Origin of the sequence: Aeromonas sp. FDAARGOS 1404 (assembly GCF_019047085.1) — a bacterium.
Lineage (GTDB): Bacteria > Pseudomonadota > Gammaproteobacteria > Enterobacterales > Aeromonadaceae > Aeromonas > Aeromonas veronii.
Genome location: NZ_CP077237.1, coordinates 2,067,638 through 2,083,028, shown reverse-complemented (window position 1 = coordinate 2,083,028; position 15,391 = coordinate 2,067,638). Strand labels below are relative to the sequence as shown.

Annotated in this window: 17 protein-coding genes; 11 read left to right on the top strand and 6 right to left on the bottom strand. The window is 60.9% G+C overall.

Features of this window, described 5'->3' with window-relative positions:
* Positions 1 to 23 precede the first annotated feature (23 nt).
* Positions 24 to 1,364: a gluconate transporter gene (gntU, locus tag I6L34_RS09750; RefSeq protein WP_019445052.1), complete on the bottom strand. Its 1,341-nt coding sequence runs from the start codon at positions 1,362 to 1,364 to the stop codon at positions 24 to 26.
* A 245-nt stretch (positions 1,365 to 1,609) separates the two neighbouring features.
* Between gntU and I6L34_RS09745 the strand changes: the two genes are divergently transcribed.
* Genes I6L34_RS09745 through I6L34_RS09735 form a run of 3 tightly spaced genes read left to right on the top strand, consistent with a single transcriptional unit; the run spans position 1,610 to position 4,563 of the window.
* Complete coding sequence (locus I6L34_RS09745; RefSeq protein ID WP_005340649.1) at positions 1,610 to 2,119, top strand: gluconokinase; 510 nt, start codon at positions 1,610 to 1,612, stop codon at positions 2,117 to 2,119.
* Positions 2,116 to 3,912, top strand: coding sequence for a phosphogluconate dehydratase (gene edd / locus I6L34_RS09740; protein ID WP_075116218.1), 1,797 nt, complete (start codon positions 2,116 to 2,118; stop codon positions 3,910 to 3,912). Before I6L34_RS09745 ends, edd begins: the two co-directional genes overlap by 4 nt.
* Before the next feature lie 9 nt (positions 3,913 to 3,921).
* A complete protein-coding gene (locus I6L34_RS09735) occupies positions 3,922 to 4,563 on the top strand; it encodes a bifunctional 4-hydroxy-2-oxoglutarate aldolase/2-dehydro-3-deoxy-phosphogluconate aldolase (RefSeq protein WP_005342660.1) in 642 nt (213 codons plus the stop codon).
* 84 nt (positions 4,564 to 4,647) lie between these two features.
* On the opposite strand, the gene I6L34_RS09730 is transcribed toward I6L34_RS09735, so the two are convergent.
* Complete coding sequence (locus I6L34_RS09730) at positions 4,648 to 5,655, bottom strand: substrate-binding domain-containing protein (protein ID WP_075116219.1); 1,008 nt, start codon at positions 5,653 to 5,655, stop codon at positions 4,648 to 4,650.
* 89 nt (positions 5,656 to 5,744) lie between these two features.
* Between I6L34_RS09730 and I6L34_RS09725 the strand changes: the two genes are divergently transcribed.
* Complete coding sequence (locus I6L34_RS09725; protein WP_047436515.1) at positions 5,745 to 6,395, top strand: Qnr family pentapeptide repeat protein; 651 nt, start codon at positions 5,745 to 5,747, stop codon at positions 6,393 to 6,395.
* Between the two features lie 132 nt (positions 6,396 to 6,527).
* Here I6L34_RS09725 and envC read toward each other — a convergent pair whose 3' ends face one another.
* The gene (gene envC, locus I6L34_RS09720; protein ID WP_075116220.1) at positions 6,528 to 7,880 is read right to left on the bottom strand and encodes a murein hydrolase activator EnvC; all 1,353 of its coding nucleotides are present in this window, start codon (positions 7,878 to 7,880) and stop codon (positions 6,528 to 6,530) included.
* Between the two features lie 9 nt (positions 7,881 to 7,889).
* The gene (gpmM, locus tag I6L34_RS09715; RefSeq protein ID WP_216956687.1) at positions 7,890 to 9,422 is read right to left on the bottom strand and encodes a 2,3-bisphosphoglycerate-independent phosphoglycerate mutase; all 1,533 of its coding nucleotides are present in this window, start codon (positions 9,420 to 9,422) and stop codon (positions 7,890 to 7,892) included.
* 246 nt (positions 9,423 to 9,668) lie between these two features.
* Between gpmM and I6L34_RS09710 the strand changes: the two genes are divergently transcribed.
* Genes I6L34_RS09710 through gpsA form a run of 3 tightly spaced genes read left to right on the top strand, consistent with a single transcriptional unit; the run spans position 9,669 to position 11,628 of the window.
* On the top strand, positions 9,669 to 10,100 hold the full coding sequence (locus I6L34_RS09710; protein WP_005340640.1) for a rhodanese-like domain-containing protein: 432 nt from the start codon (positions 9,669 to 9,671) through the stop codon (positions 10,098 to 10,100).
* A 50-nt stretch (positions 10,101 to 10,150) separates the two neighbouring features.
* Positions 10,151 to 10,621: a protein-export chaperone SecB gene (secB, locus tag I6L34_RS09705; RefSeq protein WP_042054222.1), complete on the top strand. Its 471-nt coding sequence runs from the start codon at positions 10,151 to 10,153 to the stop codon at positions 10,619 to 10,621.
* Positions 10,622 to 10,623: 2 nt separating this feature from the next.
* The gene (gpsA, locus tag I6L34_RS09700) at positions 10,624 to 11,628 is read left to right on the top strand and encodes an NAD(P)H-dependent glycerol-3-phosphate dehydrogenase (protein ID WP_058058785.1); all 1,005 of its coding nucleotides are present in this window, start codon (positions 10,624 to 10,626) and stop codon (positions 11,626 to 11,628) included.
* Between the two features lie 69 nt (positions 11,629 to 11,697).
* On the opposite strand, the gene nfuA is transcribed toward gpsA, so the two are convergent.
* Positions 11,698 to 12,276 carry a Fe-S biogenesis protein NfuA gene (gene nfuA, locus I6L34_RS09695; protein ID WP_005340636.1) on the bottom strand — a complete coding sequence of 193 codons (579 nt, stop codon included), beginning with the start codon at positions 12,274 to 12,276 and terminating at the stop codon, positions 11,698 to 11,700.
* A gap of 80 nt (positions 12,277 to 12,356) precedes the next feature.
* Entirely contained in the window at positions 12,357 to 13,085 is a 729-nt protein-coding gene (locus I6L34_RS09690) for an amidophosphoribosyltransferase (RefSeq protein ID WP_075116221.1), read from the bottom strand.
* Positions 13,086 to 13,123: 38 nt separating this feature from the next.
* Here I6L34_RS09690 and bioH point away from each other — a divergent pair, with 38 nt between their 5' ends.
* The 4 genes from bioH (at position 13,124) to I6L34_RS09670 (ending at position 15,326) form a co-directional block, all read left to right on the top strand.
* Positions 13,124 to 13,888 carry a pimeloyl-ACP methyl ester esterase BioH gene (bioH, locus tag I6L34_RS09685; RefSeq protein WP_075116222.1) on the top strand — a complete coding sequence of 255 codons (765 nt, stop codon included), beginning with the start codon at positions 13,124 to 13,126 and terminating at the stop codon, positions 13,886 to 13,888.
* 71 nt (positions 13,889 to 13,959) lie between these two features.
* Positions 13,960 to 14,193: a flagellar basal body rod C-terminal domain-containing protein gene (locus tag I6L34_RS09680; RefSeq protein WP_005342675.1), complete on the top strand. Its 234-nt coding sequence runs from the start codon at positions 13,960 to 13,962 to the stop codon at positions 14,191 to 14,193.
* 1 nt (position 14,194) lies between these two features.
* The gene (locus tag I6L34_RS09675; RefSeq protein ID WP_058056364.1) at positions 14,195 to 14,962 is read left to right on the top strand and encodes a putative metalloprotease CJM1_0395 family protein; all 768 of its coding nucleotides are present in this window, start codon (positions 14,195 to 14,197) and stop codon (positions 14,960 to 14,962) included.
* A gap of 85 nt (positions 14,963 to 15,047) precedes the next feature.
* Positions 15,048 to 15,326 (top strand): hypothetical protein, encoded by a 279-nt coding sequence (locus I6L34_RS09670; protein ID WP_005355353.1) that lies wholly within the window; start codon positions 15,048 to 15,050, stop codon positions 15,324 to 15,326.
* Positions 15,327 to 15,391: the final 65 nt, after the last annotated feature.

Genomic DNA, 15,391 nt, shown 5'->3' with positions numbered 1-15,391 from the left:
TTTTTTGTGCGTATCGGCAGTGATCAGAGGAAGCTGTAAATGATCATCGCCATCACGCCGCCGGTGGTGCCGATGATGGTCTCCATCACGGTCCAGGTCTGCAGGGTCTGCTTCTCGGAGAGGCCGAGGTAGCGGTTGGCCAGCCAGAAACCGGAGTCGTTGACGTGGGAGAGCACGATGGCACCGCCGCCGATGGCGATGGTGACGGCAGCCAGCTGGGCACCGTTCAGGCCGAGCGGCTCCAGCATCGGCAGCACCAGACCACAGGCGGTCAGCATGGCGACGGTGGCAGAGCCCTGAATCACCCGTACCGCGGCGGCCAGAATGAAGGCCAGTGCGACGATGGGCAGACCGGAGTCGGCCAGCATGTTGCCAAGGGCGGCACCCACGCCGGAATCAACCAGCACCTGCTTGAAGACGCCACCGGCACCGGTAACCAGAATGATGACGCCCGCCGGCTGGATGGCGCTGTTGCAGACGCTCATCACCTCGTCACGGGACATGCCGCGGCGAATACCCAGCAGATAGAATGCGGCCAGACAGGCGACCATGATGGCGGTGAAGGGGTGACCGATGAACTCCAGCCAGTTGTGCAGGGTAGAGCCCGCCTCGACAAAGCGGCCGACGATGGTCTTGAGGCCGATCATCAGCAGCGGCAGGCCGATGAGGCCCATGGCCAGCCCGAAGGAGGGCAGGGATTTGCTGTCATCGTGAACGCTGTTCTGGGCATCGGCGGGCAGCGGCACATCGACGATCTTGCTGATGAAGTCACCGAACAGCGGGCCAGCCAGGATCAGCGCCGGTACGGCGGCGATCAGGCCGAACAGGATCATGTAGCCGAAGTCGGCACCCAGCTGGGAAGCGACCAGGATCGGGCCCGGCGCCGGGATAAGGAAGGCCTGGCAAGTGGCGATACCGGCCAGCAGGGCGATACCGATCTTCACCACGCTGCCGCCGCCACGACGGACGATGGCGAAGGCGACGCCGATCAGCAGCACCACGGCCACGTCAAAGAAGAGCGGCAGGGCACAGACAAAGCCGGTCAGAGCCATGGCCCAGTTGGCGCGCTTGACGCCGAACTTGCCGAGCAGGGTGTGAGCCACCCGGTCGAGGGCACCGGTCACTTCCATCACCTTGCCGAACATGGCACCCAGTGCCACCACCACGGCAACGAAGCCGAGGGTGCCGCCCATCCCTTTCTGGATGGTGGCGGCGATGTCGGCCGGGTTCATGCCGGCGGCAAGACCGGCCACCATGGAGACCAGAATGAGGGAGACGACGGCGTGCAGACGAGCCTTCATCACCAGGAAGAGCAGCAGCACGATCGAGCCGGCGGCCGTCATGATCAGGGAGAGGTCAGACATTGTTATGCGTTCCTTAATCCAAGTTCGGTAGTGACACCCTGTCGATCCGTCGACAAACCATATCTTTATGATTTATTTAGATTTATGGCAAGGGCTCAACATCATATGCCCAGGTGACTATGGGTTTGCTCAGTCTGTGGCAGACTTCACATTTTTAATCGTTACCGGTAACATGTTACCGGTAACGTGCTAGATTAGAACCCATCAACAGCTGGTTTTTTGAAAAGTGGGACAGAGGTCAAATTATGGCGGGTAAGTGCATTATCGTGATGGGTGTATGTGGCAGCGGTAAATCCAGCGTGGGCCTCAAAGTGGCAGAAGCGCTGGGCGCCAAGTTCATCGATGGTGATGATCTCCACCCCAAGGCCAACATCCAGAAGATGGCTGGCGGCAACCCCCTCAACGATGAGGATCGCGCCCCCTGGCTGGAGCGGATCCGCGACGCCGCCTACAGTCTCGAGCAGAAGAACGAGACCGGCATCATTGTCTGTTCCGCCCTCAAAAAGAAGTACCGCGACCAGATCCGCGAAGGCAACGAGTCGGTCAGCTTCATCTTCCTCGATGGCAGCCAGCCGCTGATCCTCGAGCGGATGCGTGCCCGCAAGGGCCATTTCATGCGTGAAAGCATGGTACAAAGTCAGTTCGATACGCTGGAGCGCCCGGATGGCGAAGCCGGTGTATTCCACATTGATATAGACGGCACCTTCGAACAGGTGGTTGACCGCGCCGTCACAGCATTGGAGCAAGCCCAATGATTCATCAGGTAATTTCCGACGTCACCGCCCGCATCCGCGAGCGCAGTGTCGCCCGTCGTCAGGCATTTCTGGCCCGCATCCGGCGTCAGGCAGAGCAGGGCAAGACCCGCGCCGCGCTGGCCTGCGGCAACCTGGCCCACGCCGTGGCCGCCTGCAGCAGTGACGAGAAGGGTCGCATTCTCGATATGACCCGCGCCAACGTCGGCATCGTCACCGCCTACAACGATATGTTGAGCGCACACCAGCCCTATCAGGGCTATCCGGATCAGATCAAGGCGGTACTGGCCGAGCTGGGCCACAGCGCCCAGGTCGCCGGCGGCGTGCCCGCCATGTGCGATGGCGTGACCCAGGGTCAGCCGGGGATGGACATGTCCCTCTTCTCCCGCGACCTGATCGCCCAGGCGACCGCGCTCTCTCTTTCTCACAATACCTTCGACGCCACCCTGCTGCTCGGTATCTGCGACAAGATCGCTCCGGGTCAGATCATGGGGGCCCTCTCCCACGCTCACCTGCCGACTGCATTTGTTCCTGCTGGCCCGATGGCGAGCGGCATCAGCAATGACGAGAAGGTGAAGGTGCGCCAGAAGTACGCCGCCGGTGAAGTGGGCCGTGATGCTCTGCTGGAGATGGAGTGCGGCGCCTACCATGCGGCGGGCACCTGCACCTTCTACGGCACCGCCAACACCAACCAGCTGGTGTTCGAGGCCATGGGCCTGATGCTGCCGGGCTCCGCCTTTGTGCACCCGCATAGCGAGCTGCGCCGCGCCCTGACCGCCGAAGCGGCCCGCCGCATCAGCGCCATGATCCCGGGTTCCCCGGCCTATCGCCCGCTGAGCGAGGTGCTGGACGAGCGCTCGCTGGTCAACGGTCTGGTGGCCCTGCTCGCCTCCGGCGGCAGCACCAACCACAGTATCCACATGGTGGCGCTGGCCCGCGCCGCCGGTCTGGTGCTGACCTGGGATGACATCAGCGATCTCTCCGACGTGGTGCCGCTGCTGGTTCGCATGTACCCGAACGGCCCGGCCGACGTAAACGCCTTCGAACAGGCAGGCGGCGTGCCCGGCCTGATGCGCCGTCTGGCGCAAGAGGGGCTGATCCACATGGACGCTACTCCGGTCTTTGGCGAGATGCAGGATTACCTCAGTCGTCCGGCACTGGTCGATGGCCAGCTGGTATGGCAGCCGGTGGGCGAGAGCGGCGATGCGAGCGTGTTGTCACCTTCCGGAAGCGTATTCCAGGCCACTGGCGGCACCAAGCTGCTGGCGGGCAATCTGGGCCGCGCCGTGGTCAAGGTCTCCGCCGTGGCTCCCGAGTATCGGGTTATCGAAGCGCCAGCGCGGGTCTTCTCCTCCCAGCATGCGGTGGAAGCGGCCTACAAGGCGGGCGATCTCAATCAGGATGCCGTTATCGTGGTGCGCCACAATGGTCCGGCCGCCAACGGCATGCCGGAGCTGCACAAGCTGATGCCGGTGCTCGGCAACCTGCAGAAGGCGGGTTACAAGGTGGCGCTGGTCACCGATGGCCGTCTCTCCGGCGCCTCCGGCAAGATCCCGGCCGCCATCCACGTCACCCCGGAAGCGCTGCACGGCGGGGCCATTGGCCTGCTTGCTGACGGCGATCTGCTACGGGTTGACGCGGTAAACGGCAGCCTCGACTGCCTGACCGATTTGAGTGGCCGTACCCAGGCCGAGATTGACCTCACTCTGGAACAAGAGGGGTGGGGCCGTGAACTGTTCAGCGTGATGCGTCGCGCGGTATCGAGCGCCGAGTGTGGCGCTACCATCTTTGACTAAGGAAGAGCTATGCAGAACTGGAAAGTGACCCCGGCCGAGGTGTTTGCCGCCTCCCCGCTGGTACCCGTGATGGTTATCAACGAGCTGGATCAGGCCCTGCCGATGGCCAAGGCGCTGCTCGACGGCGGCATCTCTGTCTTCGAAATCACCCTGCGCACCCCGGTGGCGCTCGATGCCATCGCCCTCATTGCCAAGGCGATGCCGGATGCCATGGTTGGTGCCGGTACCGTGCTCAACTGCGAGCAGTTTGACGCCGCCGTTGCTGCCGGTGCCCGCTTCGTCATCTCCCCAGGCATGACCCCGGCACTGCTGGCCCACGCGGCCAAGAGCACTGCACCGCTGATCCCGGGTGTGGCAACTCCGTCTGAAGTGATGCAGGCGCTGGAAGCGGGCTATGACCATCTGAAGTTTTTCCCGGCCGAAGCGAACGGCGGCACCAAGGCGCTCTCCGCCATTGCCGCGCCGCTGCCCCAGGTGAAGTTCTGCCCGACCGGCGGTATCGGCCCGAAAAACGTGGCCGACTATCTGGCACTCAAGTGCGTGGCCACCGTCGGCGGCTCCTGGATGCTGCCGGCCGATGCGGTCAAGAGCGGCAACTGGGAAGAGGTGACCCGCCTCTCCCGCGAAGCGGTTGAGCTGGTAAAACGCTAAGCATCAGTTGTGCCGAAAACCAAACAGGCCACCCTCGGGTGGCCTGTTTGCTATCAGCGTGACTTAAGTGGGTGAGGGAAGGGATTACCCCAGACTCTCCCCGACATAGAGGGAGAAGCCGATATCCTTGCGGGTGTCGGGTTGGGATTGGCCGCTGAGACGAGCCAGCAGCATGGTGGCCGCCTCCCGACCGATCGCTTCCCGCGGGGTGGCGATACTGGCCAGTTTGGGGGTCATGGCGTGGCCGATGTCGAGAGCGTTGCAACCGGCGATGGCGATCTGCTGGGGCACCGGGATCCACTTGGCTTGACACTGCAGCAGAGCACCCACCGCCAGGTCATCGTTGGTGCAGAACAGGCCGTCGAGGTCGGGATAGCGCACCAGCGCCTGATCCAGCAGCTCGCCCCCCAGAGTGAAGCTGGAGGATTGTTCGGTCAGCAGATGCTGGCCGGTGAGGCCGAAGTCGGTCATCGCCTGATAGTAACCCTCCATCCGCAGCTGGGTACGCACGTCGAGCCGCGCTCCCAGATAGACCACCTTGCGTCGGCCCCGGTGCAGCATCTCTGTTACCATGGCCCGGGCCGCGGCTCTATGGTCCATACCGACCACCATGTCGATGGGGGTTTGCGGCAGATCCATGGTCTCCACCACCGGAATGCCAGCGGTGGCGATCATCTTGCGGGTGCGCTCGGTGTGCTGGCTGTCGGAGAGGATCAGCCCATCCACGTGATAGGAGAGCAGGGATGCGACCTGCTCCTCTTCTCGCTCCGGGCTGTAGCCGTAGTGGGCCAGCAGGGTCTGGTAGCCAGCCGGTCGGGTCACCGACTCGATGCCGTGGATCACCGCCGAGAAGACCTGGTTGGAGAGGGAGGGGATCAGAATGCCGATCGCCTTGCTGGTCGCGTTGGAGAGAATATCCGGCGCCCGGTTGGGGATATAACCCAGCTCTTCCACCACAGCCGCGATCCGCTCGCGGGTCCCCTCCGCTACGGTCTGCGGGTCGCGCAGATAGCGGCTGACAGTCATCTTGGTCACGCCGGTCTGGTCGGCGATATCTTGCAGGGTGGGGCGGCGCTTGCGGGTGGAGCTCATAGGGGTGTCCAGCGTGGATGTTACATGTAACATTACCGTTTTTGGCGGATAAAGTCAGCATATGAAGCCGTTTTTGCAGGAGTTTTCCGATGATCAGAGGCAAGCAGTTCGTGGATGTCCGGTTCGAGCAACAGGATGTGGAGGGGGAGCAGTTCTCGGAGTGCCGCTTTATCGGATGCAACTTCTCCTGGCTGGATTTGAGCGATAGCCGCTTCATTGACTGCAGCTTCTACGATCGGGAGAGTGAACGGGGCTGCCTGTTGCAGGGTTGCGAGCTGCGCGAGGCCAGCTTCCTGCGCTGCGATCTCACCATGGCCGATTGCAGCCGCAGCCAGTGTCTGGGGCTGGAGATGCGCGACTGTCAGGCGGTCGGCATCAACTTCAGCCATGCCAGCTTCGCCAACCAGATCACCGCGAAAAGCTACTTCTGCGAGGCCCATCTGACCGGCAACAACTTCAGCTACGCCAGCTTCGAGGGCTGCCTGCTGGAGAAGTGCGAGCTGACCGGCAACCGTTGGCAGGGGGCCAACCTGTTTGGTGCCTCGCTGGTGGGTTCCGATCTCAGCGGCTCCGAGTTTGGCCAGATTGACTGGACCAGCTTCAAGCTGCAGGGCTGCGATCTGCGCCAGTGCGATCTGCCGGGGCTGGATCTGCGCCGGGTCGATCTGCAAGGGGTGCAGATCAACGAGGATCAGCAGCAGACCTTGCTGGAGCAGATCGGTCTGGTTGTCTTCCCCTGAGCCGAGCGAAAAATTAGGTAATTTTTCATCAAATGGGACCGACAGTAGGGAGGGCGCTCCTGAAACAACAAAAGCCTGCGTGAGGCAGGCTTTTGCTAGTGAGCGTGTGACGCGTTTGTCGGTCGGGTTGACTCAACCCTTGGCCAGCCATTTGGTCGGGTTGATCGCCTCGCCCTGATAGCGAATTTCGAAGTAGAGGCCAGGTCTGTCCTGACCGCCACTGTCACCGACCAGCGCCACCGGTTCACCCTGTTCCACATTCTGGCCGACCTGACGCAGCAGCGACTGATTATGACCGTAGAGGCTCATATAACCCTTACCGTGATCGATCACCAGCAGCATACCGAAGCCGTCGAGCCAGTCGGCGTAGACCACTTGTCCCGGTGCAACCGCCTTGACCTGGGTTCCTTCGCTGGCGCCGATCAGGGTGCCTTTCCACTTGAGCTGGGCGGTGCGCGGCGAACCGTAGGAGATGAGGATCGGCCCCTGTACCGGCCAGCGCAGGCTGCCATTGGTCTTGAGACCGCTGTAGTGACCGGCACTGCTGATGCCAGAGCCGCGCTCCGGTTTGCTGCTGGGCACCTCTTCGGCAGGTTCTGCCGGTTTGACGGTTTTATTCTGCTGGGCGGCGAGTCGTTGTTGCTCGGCGCGGCGCTGTTCGGCCAGCTTGCGCTGACGCTCCTGCTCCGCTTTCAGCTTGGCCAGCCGTTCCCGCTCGGCCCGTTCACGGCGCTCCTGCTCTTCACGCTTGCGACGCAGCTCTTCCAGCCGCGCTTTCAGCGCTTTCTCCGCCTTGACCAGCTTGGTGAGCTTCTGCTCGTCATCCTGTACCGACTGCTGCAACTGGTTGCGCACCTTGGCCCGGCTCTGCTGGCTGGCCAGCAGGGTCTGGTGATGCTCTTGCTGTTCGGCAAGCAGGGTTTGCAGTCTGGTCTCGGTCTCTTTGGTTGCCTGCTGGTTTTTCGCCAGCTTGTCGCGGGTGACGCGCAGGGCGTCGATGGCCTCGATGCGGGCCTTGTTGAGGTAGTCGTAGTAGTCGAGGGAGCGGCTCAGTTTGGCCGGATCCTGCTGATTGAGCAGCAGTTTCAGGTAGTCGTGGTTGCCCGCCTGAAAGGCGCTCTCCGCCTGCTTGGCCAGCAACTGCTTTTGATGTTTGGCTTGAACTTCCAGCCCCAGCTTGTCTTTTTGCAGGGTCGCCAGCGTCTGCTGGTTCTGCTTCAACTGCTGCCTGGTCTGGTTGAGTTTGGCGGCGGCGGCCGAGATGGCCTGCTCGTCAGCCTTGAGCTGGGTATTGAGCTTGGCAAGCTCCTGCTTGCTGAGCTTGATGGTCTGCTGTTGTTCCTTGATCTGGGACTGCATGGTCCCCAGCTGCTGATTGGCGGCCAAAGCCGGTTTGCTGGCGCCAAACGACAGGCAAAAAAACAGCGCGCCGGCCAACAGGCCGACGCGACTGGTTTTCTGTGAAATAACTTCGCATCCCCGCATGGGGAAGGATTATTTCAGAATCATCAGGGGCTTGCCAGTCATTTCCGGCGGCACCGGCAGACCCATCAGGGTCAGCATGGTGGGGGCCAGATCGGACAGTTTGCCACCTTCAACTACCTCGGCTTTGCGACCGAAATAGATGAGCGGAACCGGCAGATTGGTGTGGGCGGTGTGGGCCTGACCAGTCTCTTCGTCCAGCATCTTCTCGGCGTTGCCGTGGTCGGCAGTGATCAGGCACTCGCCACCCACTTCGGCCAGGGCGTCAGTGACGCGACCGATGCAGTGGTCAACGGCTTCACAGGCTTTGACTGCGGCATCGAACACACCGGTGTGACCAACCATGTCGCCATTCGGGTAGTTACAGATGATGACGTCGTACTTGCCGCTCTTGATGGCCGCAACCAGCTTGTCGGTCAGCTCTTCGGAGCTCATTTCCGGCTGCAGGTCATAGGTCGCCACTTTCGGGCTGGCTACAATCTCGCGATCTTCGCCAGTGAAGCAGGACTCTTCGCCACCGTTGAAGAAGAAGGTGACGTGAGCATACTTCTCGGTTTCGGAGATGCGCAGCTGGGTCTTGCCCTGCTTGGCCAGCCACTCACCCAGGGTGTTGGCCAGAGCGGTCGGCGGGTAGGCACAGGCAGTTTTGATGTCGGCCGCGTATTCGGTCAGCATCACGAAGTTCAGTTTCGGCTCGACTGCACGGGCGAAGCCGGTGAAGTCGGTGTCAACGAAGGCGCGGGTGATTTCACGGGCACGGTCGGCACGGAAGTTCATGAAAATCAGCGCATCGCCATCTTCCATCGGGGCAGCTTCGCCGATGCGGGTGGCTTTGACGAACTCGTCGTTCTCATCGCGGGCATAAGCGGCAGCCAGCGCTTCGGTGGCGCTCTCGGCGGTGAACTCGCCCTTGCCCTGGGTCATCAGGTCATAGGCTTGCTGCACGCGATCCCAGCGGTTGTCACGGTCCATGGCGAAGTAACGGCCGATCATGGAAGCGAAACGACCCTTCTTGCCCAGCTTGGCGAACAGGGCATCGAACAGCTCGATGGAGGACTGGGCGGAGCGCGGCGGAACGTCGCGGCCATCCAGGAAGGCGTGCAGGTAGATCTTCTCGGCGCCACGCTTGGCAGCCATTTCGATCATGCCCATGATGTGCTCTTCGTGGCTGTGTACGCCACCCGGGGACATCAGGCCCATGATGTGAACGGCTTTGCCGTTGGTCACGGCAGCGTCAACAGCCTTGGCCAGCTCGACGTTCTGGAAGAATTCGCCGTCCTGGATGTCTTTGGAGATGCGGGTCAGCTCCTGATAGACGATGCGACCGGCACCGATGTTGACGTGGCCCACTTCGGAGTTGCCCATCTGGCCATCCGGCAGACCGACGTCCAGACCGGAGCCGGAGATCAGGGTGCTGGTGTAGTCACGGGCCAGACGATCGAGGTTGGGAGTCTTGGCGGCGGCGACGGCGTTGTGCTCTTGCTTGGTGCTGTAGCCCCAACCGTCCATGATGACCAGAACCAAAGGTTTCTTAGCTGTTGACATAAGACTATGTCCTCTCGGATTGGAAAAAATGCGGGAAATGAAACTAGCGTAATATTACTACATCTGCCGAAATAGTCACCTGATAGCCAAGGGGCGCTCCCGCGGCCCCGCAAGCCACGCCCTTCCTGCCATGCTCGCTGCCCAATGATGATGGGAGCCTGCTCGCGCTTTGCCGCCAAGATGGCTGATCTTATCAATACCCCCATGTATACTCGGGCCCTTGTCTTGGTCCCTGGATAGTAGAAGATGCAAGAGTATTTGGATTTTGCGGCCCGTAACCCGCTGCTGACCGCAGCCTGGTTGGGTCTGGCTGGCACCCTGGTTTACACCACTGTGCGTGCCCGTTTGTCCCCGGTAAAAACCGTCAACAACCACACCGCGACCCTGCTGATCAACCGCGAGAATGCCACCGTGGTGGATATTCGCAGTCAGGAAGAGTATGCCAAGGGCCATCTGGCCGGTGCCCAGCACCTGCCGCTGACCCAGATCCAGAGCAATAATCTGGGCCCGGTTGAAAAGCATAAAGATGCCCCCATCATAGTGGTGTGCGAGTCGGGAATGACTGCGGGCGGCGCGGGCCGTCAGCTGAGCAAAGCTGGCTTCAAGCAGGTTTATGTGCTCGGCGGTGGCATGGCCCAATGGCGTGCAGAAAATCTGCCGGTAACCAAGAAACGCTGATTTAAGCAGGGCCTGAGCCCACTTATCCATATAACAAGGAATCAAACGAAATGGCTGACGAGATCAACAACCAGGAAGTACAACCGGAATTCCACATCCAGCGTGTTTACACCAAGGATGTCTCTTTCGAAGCGCCGAACACCCCGCACATCTTCCAGAAAGAGTGGCAGCCGGACGTCAAGCTGGATATGGATACCAAGACCAACATCCTGGCTGAGAGCGTGTACGAGGTTGTCCTGACCCTGACCGTGACTTGCAAACTGGAAACCGAAACTGCCTTCCTGTGCGAAGTACAGCAAGCTGGTATCTTCACCATCGGTAACCTGCCGGAGCCGCAACTGGCTCACTGCCTGGCTGCCTTCTGCCCGAACATCCTGTTCCCGTATGCCCGCGAAGCCGTGGCCAACATGGTGAGCAAGGGTTCCTTCCCGCAGCTGAACCTGGCACCGGTCAACTTCGATGCCCTGTTTGCCCAGCACATGGCGCAAGCACAGGCCCAGCAGGCGACTGCGGAAGCCTGATAATGGCTGACCAGATCGCTATCTCGGTCTTGGGGGCGGGGTCTTATGGCTCCGCCCTTGCCATTTCTCTGGCGCGCAACGGTCATCCGACCCTGCTGTGGGGTCACGACCCTGCTCATGTCGCCGAGCTGGAACAAGACCGCTGCAACAAGGCTTTTCTGCCTGATGTCCCTTTTCCTGTTGATTTGCAGCTAACTGCGGATCTGCAACGTGCGGTACAAGCGGCTCCCGTGCTGCTGTTGGTCGTGCCGAGCCATGTATTTGGTGATGTACTGACCCGGATCAAACCCTTCCTGCGCCCCGATACCCGTATCGCCTGGGCCACCAAGGGTCTGGAGCCGGACAGTGGCCGTCTGCTGCAGGATGTGGCCCGTGAAGTGCTGGGTGACGAGATACCGCTGGCGGTGATCTCCGGTCCCACCTTCGCCAAGGAGCTGGCTGCCGGTCTGCCGACCGCCATCTCGGTCGCTTCGACTCACGACGAGTTCGCCGACGATCTCTCCCATCTGCTGCACTGTGGCCGCTCGTTCCGGGTCTATACCAATCCGGATTTCGTCGGTCTGCAGCTGGGTGGGGCGGTGAAGAACGTCATCGCCATCGGTGCCGGTCTCTCCGACGGGCTCGGGTTTGGCGCCAATGCCAGAACCGCGCTCATCACCCGGGGTCTGGTGGAGATGCAGCGTCTGGGTGCGGCGCTGGGTGCCGATGCCAAAACCTTTATGGGGATGGCGGGGCTCGGGGATCTGGTGCTCACCTGTACCGACAACCAGTCGCGCAACCGTCGCTTCGGGCTGGCCCTCGGGGCTGGCAAGGATGTGAACACCGCCATGACCGAGATCGGTCAGGTGGTGGAGGGGTATCGCAACACCAAAGAGGTGCATCTGCTGGCGGCCCGCTGCGGCGTCGAGATGCCCATCTGTGAGCAGATCTTCAAGGTGCTCTACGAGGGTAAGAACCCGAAAGAGGCGGCCATCGCCCTGCTGTCGCGAGACAAGAAGGACGAGTAATCTGCCGATTGCCCATGCAAAAGGCCCCGCCAGATGGCGGGGCCTTTTCTTTGCTGCAAGGGCTGCAAATCAGTAGTAAGAGTGGTCGCCGCGCTGGTGCTCGGTGGCGTCTTTCACGCCGTTGAGTTCGCCCGGGAACTTCTCCAGCAGCTGCTTCTCGATCCCCTCTTTCAGGGTGTAATCGACCATGGAGCAACCGTTGCAACCGCCGCCAAACTGCAGGATGGCCAGTTTGTCTTCAGTCAGCTCGACCAGGGTGACCTTGCCACCGTGACCGGCCAGCATGGGGTTCACTTCGGACATCAACACGTACTCGATGCGCTCGATCAGCGGCGCGTCGTCGGCCACTTTACGCATCTTGGCGTTCGGTGCTTTCAGGGTGAGCTGGGAGCCCATCTGATCGGTCACGAAGTCGATGGTGGCATCCACCAGGAAGGGGGCGCTCAGGGGATCGACCATGCAGTCGAAGCCGCTGAAGGGCAGGTGTTGATCTTCCGGGTCCACGGCATCGGGCGGGCAATACGATACGCCACACTCGGCATTCTGGGTTCCCGGATTGACCACAAACACCCGGATATTGGTGCCATCAGGCTGTTTTTCCAGCAGTTTACGGAAATGGGCCTGGGCGGCGTCGGAAATGCTGATCATCACTATCCTCATAAACCTGAGTGTACGACTAGGGTATTCATGATAACGCGGTTATTAATGCTTGGGTAGCATGCCGATGGCTACTTGCTGTGCCGCAGGGTACGACAGATTGCCCACACTTCTACCTTTGTGATGCCGCTCTCATGGAGCAGACGGCTGAGCTGACCGGCGGTGGCGCCTGTGGTCACAACGTCATCGAGCAGGGCGACATGACGGTATTTGTGGGAGCGGATCCGGAATGCCCCGCGCAGATTGCGCCGCCGCTGCCCGGCGCTCAGGGTTGTTTGTTGCGGGGTCGCCTTGATGCGCTGCAACAGAGTGTTGTCGCAGGGAATGTCGGTGAACTCGCCAAGGGCTTGCGCGATCTCCTCCGCCTGATTGAACCCGCGCCGCCACTGCCGCCACCAGTGAAGGGGAACCGGAATGATCGCTTCTGGCGGATTGCTGCTATCCAGATGATCGGCCAAGAGGAGTGCCAGTAGCGGCGCCAGCAGGATCTGGCCGGAATACTTAAGCCGGGGGATCAACATGGGATAGGGGGTTTGGTAGTCGCCAATCACCTGTAACCGCTCCCAGGGGGGAGGTCTGCGCTGGCAGCGACCACAGACCGGTATGCTCTCTTCTATATAGTCAGCCAGCGGTGCGGCGCAGAAGTGGCATCTCGGCTGTGACTGGTGCAGCGCCTGCCGACACCAGCTGCAGAGCAGGGGCTCGTTATCGCAAGGCTGATGACAGAGGAGGCAACTCCCTTGCCAGTCGCCGTGGTTGCCGAGCAGCGGGCTTGCTTTAGCGAGCAGTCGCTTTAACATGCTGACCTCAAGAGCATGAACAGGGATCTTGAGTCTAGATGAGCATATCGGTAGAGCAGTTTGGCCAGGGGCCCGATCTGGTGCTGTTGCACGGTTGGGGGATGAATGGTGCGGTCTGGCATGGTGTTGCCCAACAGTTGGCGTCCCACTATCGGGTTCATCTGGTGGATTTGCCCGGCTTTGGCAACAGCCCGCTGGCAGACGAGGTGGATTACAGCCTGCCCTGGCTTGCCGAGCAGGTGGCCGCCATCTTGCCGCAGAAGTGCCATCTGCTTGGCTGGTCGCTCGGCGGTCTGGTGGCAAGCCAGTTGGCGCTGACTCATCCCGATCGGTTGCACTCCCTGATCACGGTAGCCAGCTCTCCCTGCTTTATGGCGCGGGACGAGTGGCCCGGAATTGCCCCCAAGGTACTGACCGGCTTCAACCAGATGCTGGCGGGGGATTTTCGCCAGACCATAGAGCGCTTTCTGGCGATCCAGGCCATGGGCAGCGAACATGCCAGAGACGATATCCGTCAGTTGCGCCAATGGCTGGCCGAGCGGCCGGTGCCCGAGTTTGCCGCACTCGAGGCTGGACTGACGCTGTTGGCCGAGATTGATCTGCGCGAACCGCTGCAGGAGCTCGATCTGCCCTGGTTGCGGATCTATGGCCGACTGGATTCATTGGTGCCCAAGGCGGCCATTCCCCTGCTGGATGATCTCTACCCTGCCAGCTGCAGCGTGACTCTCAATAAGGCCTCACACGCACCTTTTATCTCCCACCCTGACGAATTCATTGAAATCGTTCGAGATTTTGTTGGCTAAAAAACAGCCTGTAAGCTTCATTAATCCTCTGGTCTGGCGGATAATTAAGCTGTGACCAGAGGAGTAACACCATGCGTATTGATTCTGCTTTCAACAGCGGGGTTCAGGGATTTCAGCGAGCCGAGCAGATTGCCGACAAGGCATCCAATCAGATCGCCCGCCTCAACACCCCCAGCGGGGATCAGGTGCAAGTGACCGATGAGCTTGTCAATCTCAAGGTGGCCGAGCAACAGGCTGGCGCTTCCGCCAAGGTAGTGCAGACTGCCAGCGAGATGATGGGAACCCTGATCGACATCCGGGTGTGAGATGAACATCAATGTCAGTCTGCCTCCCCTTATCCCGACACAGCTGCAACCCCAGGTGGAAGCAGCGAGGACGGATAATCGCCGGGCAGAACTGATCCCGCAGGCCCGAGCGGGCCAAGCCTCCGTTGCCGAATCTGAAGTCGGCTCCCAGAAAGAGAAATCCAAAGCTGGTCAGGCCTCCAGCAATCAGAGCTCCCAGAACAGCCGTGAAACCGGACAATTAGCGCCGACGACACTGCCAGACAATCGCTTTGTCGAGGCCACCGGTGAGGATGGGCAGCGCAAGCAGCAAGATCCCAAACAGCAGGAGCAGCAACAGCGGCAAGAGCAGCAGGTTCAGGATCTTGTCGAGCGTGACAAGGAGGTGCGTACTCACGAGCAGGCTCACCAGTCTGCGGGTGGAGAGTACGCCAGCTCGCCCACCTATCAGTTTACGCAAGGGCCGGATGGCAAGCGTTATGCTACGGGTGGCGAAGTCCAGATCGATACCAGTGTCGTACCCGGTGACCCTGCGGCTACCATCGCCAAGATGCAGCAGATCCGCTCTGCAGCGCTGGCGCCTGCCGAGCCTTCCGCGCAGGATTTGGCCGTTGCACGCAGCGCCGCCGCGAGTGAAGCCAAGGCGCGCAAAGAGCTGATGGCCGAGCAGAGCGCGAAATCGGGCGGTGTGCTGAGTGCCTATATGGACAAGCGCAACAGCGTCATCGCGGGCCACTATCAACAGGCTGTCAGCCCGGCTTCTACCCAGTCCCTCAGTCTGCATATCTGAATCACCCTCGCCAAACTTTCAGCTGCTTTGCCTGTTTTGCAACTAACCTGAAGATCAGGCCCATTCCAATTTCACAGGAGCTGTCATGCATTTCGATGAAGTCAAAGCGGAAGATTTCACCACCTTCTCCCGTGTACCGCCTCCCCACCTGCAGATGGAGCAGTTTCTGATGCAGCTCGGGGGAGGGGGAACTGAAGGAACCAGTTTCAAGAAGAAAGTGATGCTGGCGGCTGGCTGGAGCCACACCGGCGTCGTTTCTTACGGCAAGTATCCGCAAGAGGCCTGCAAGGCATTCAATCGACTGCGGGAGGTGCTGGCCCAGCATGGAGAGCCCGAGAGCATACTTGCTGCCCTGACGCAGTGATCCTGAGCTTCGCGTGTAAAAAAGCCCCTTGCGGGGCTTTTTGCATTCAGAGGCGTTCCGGACGG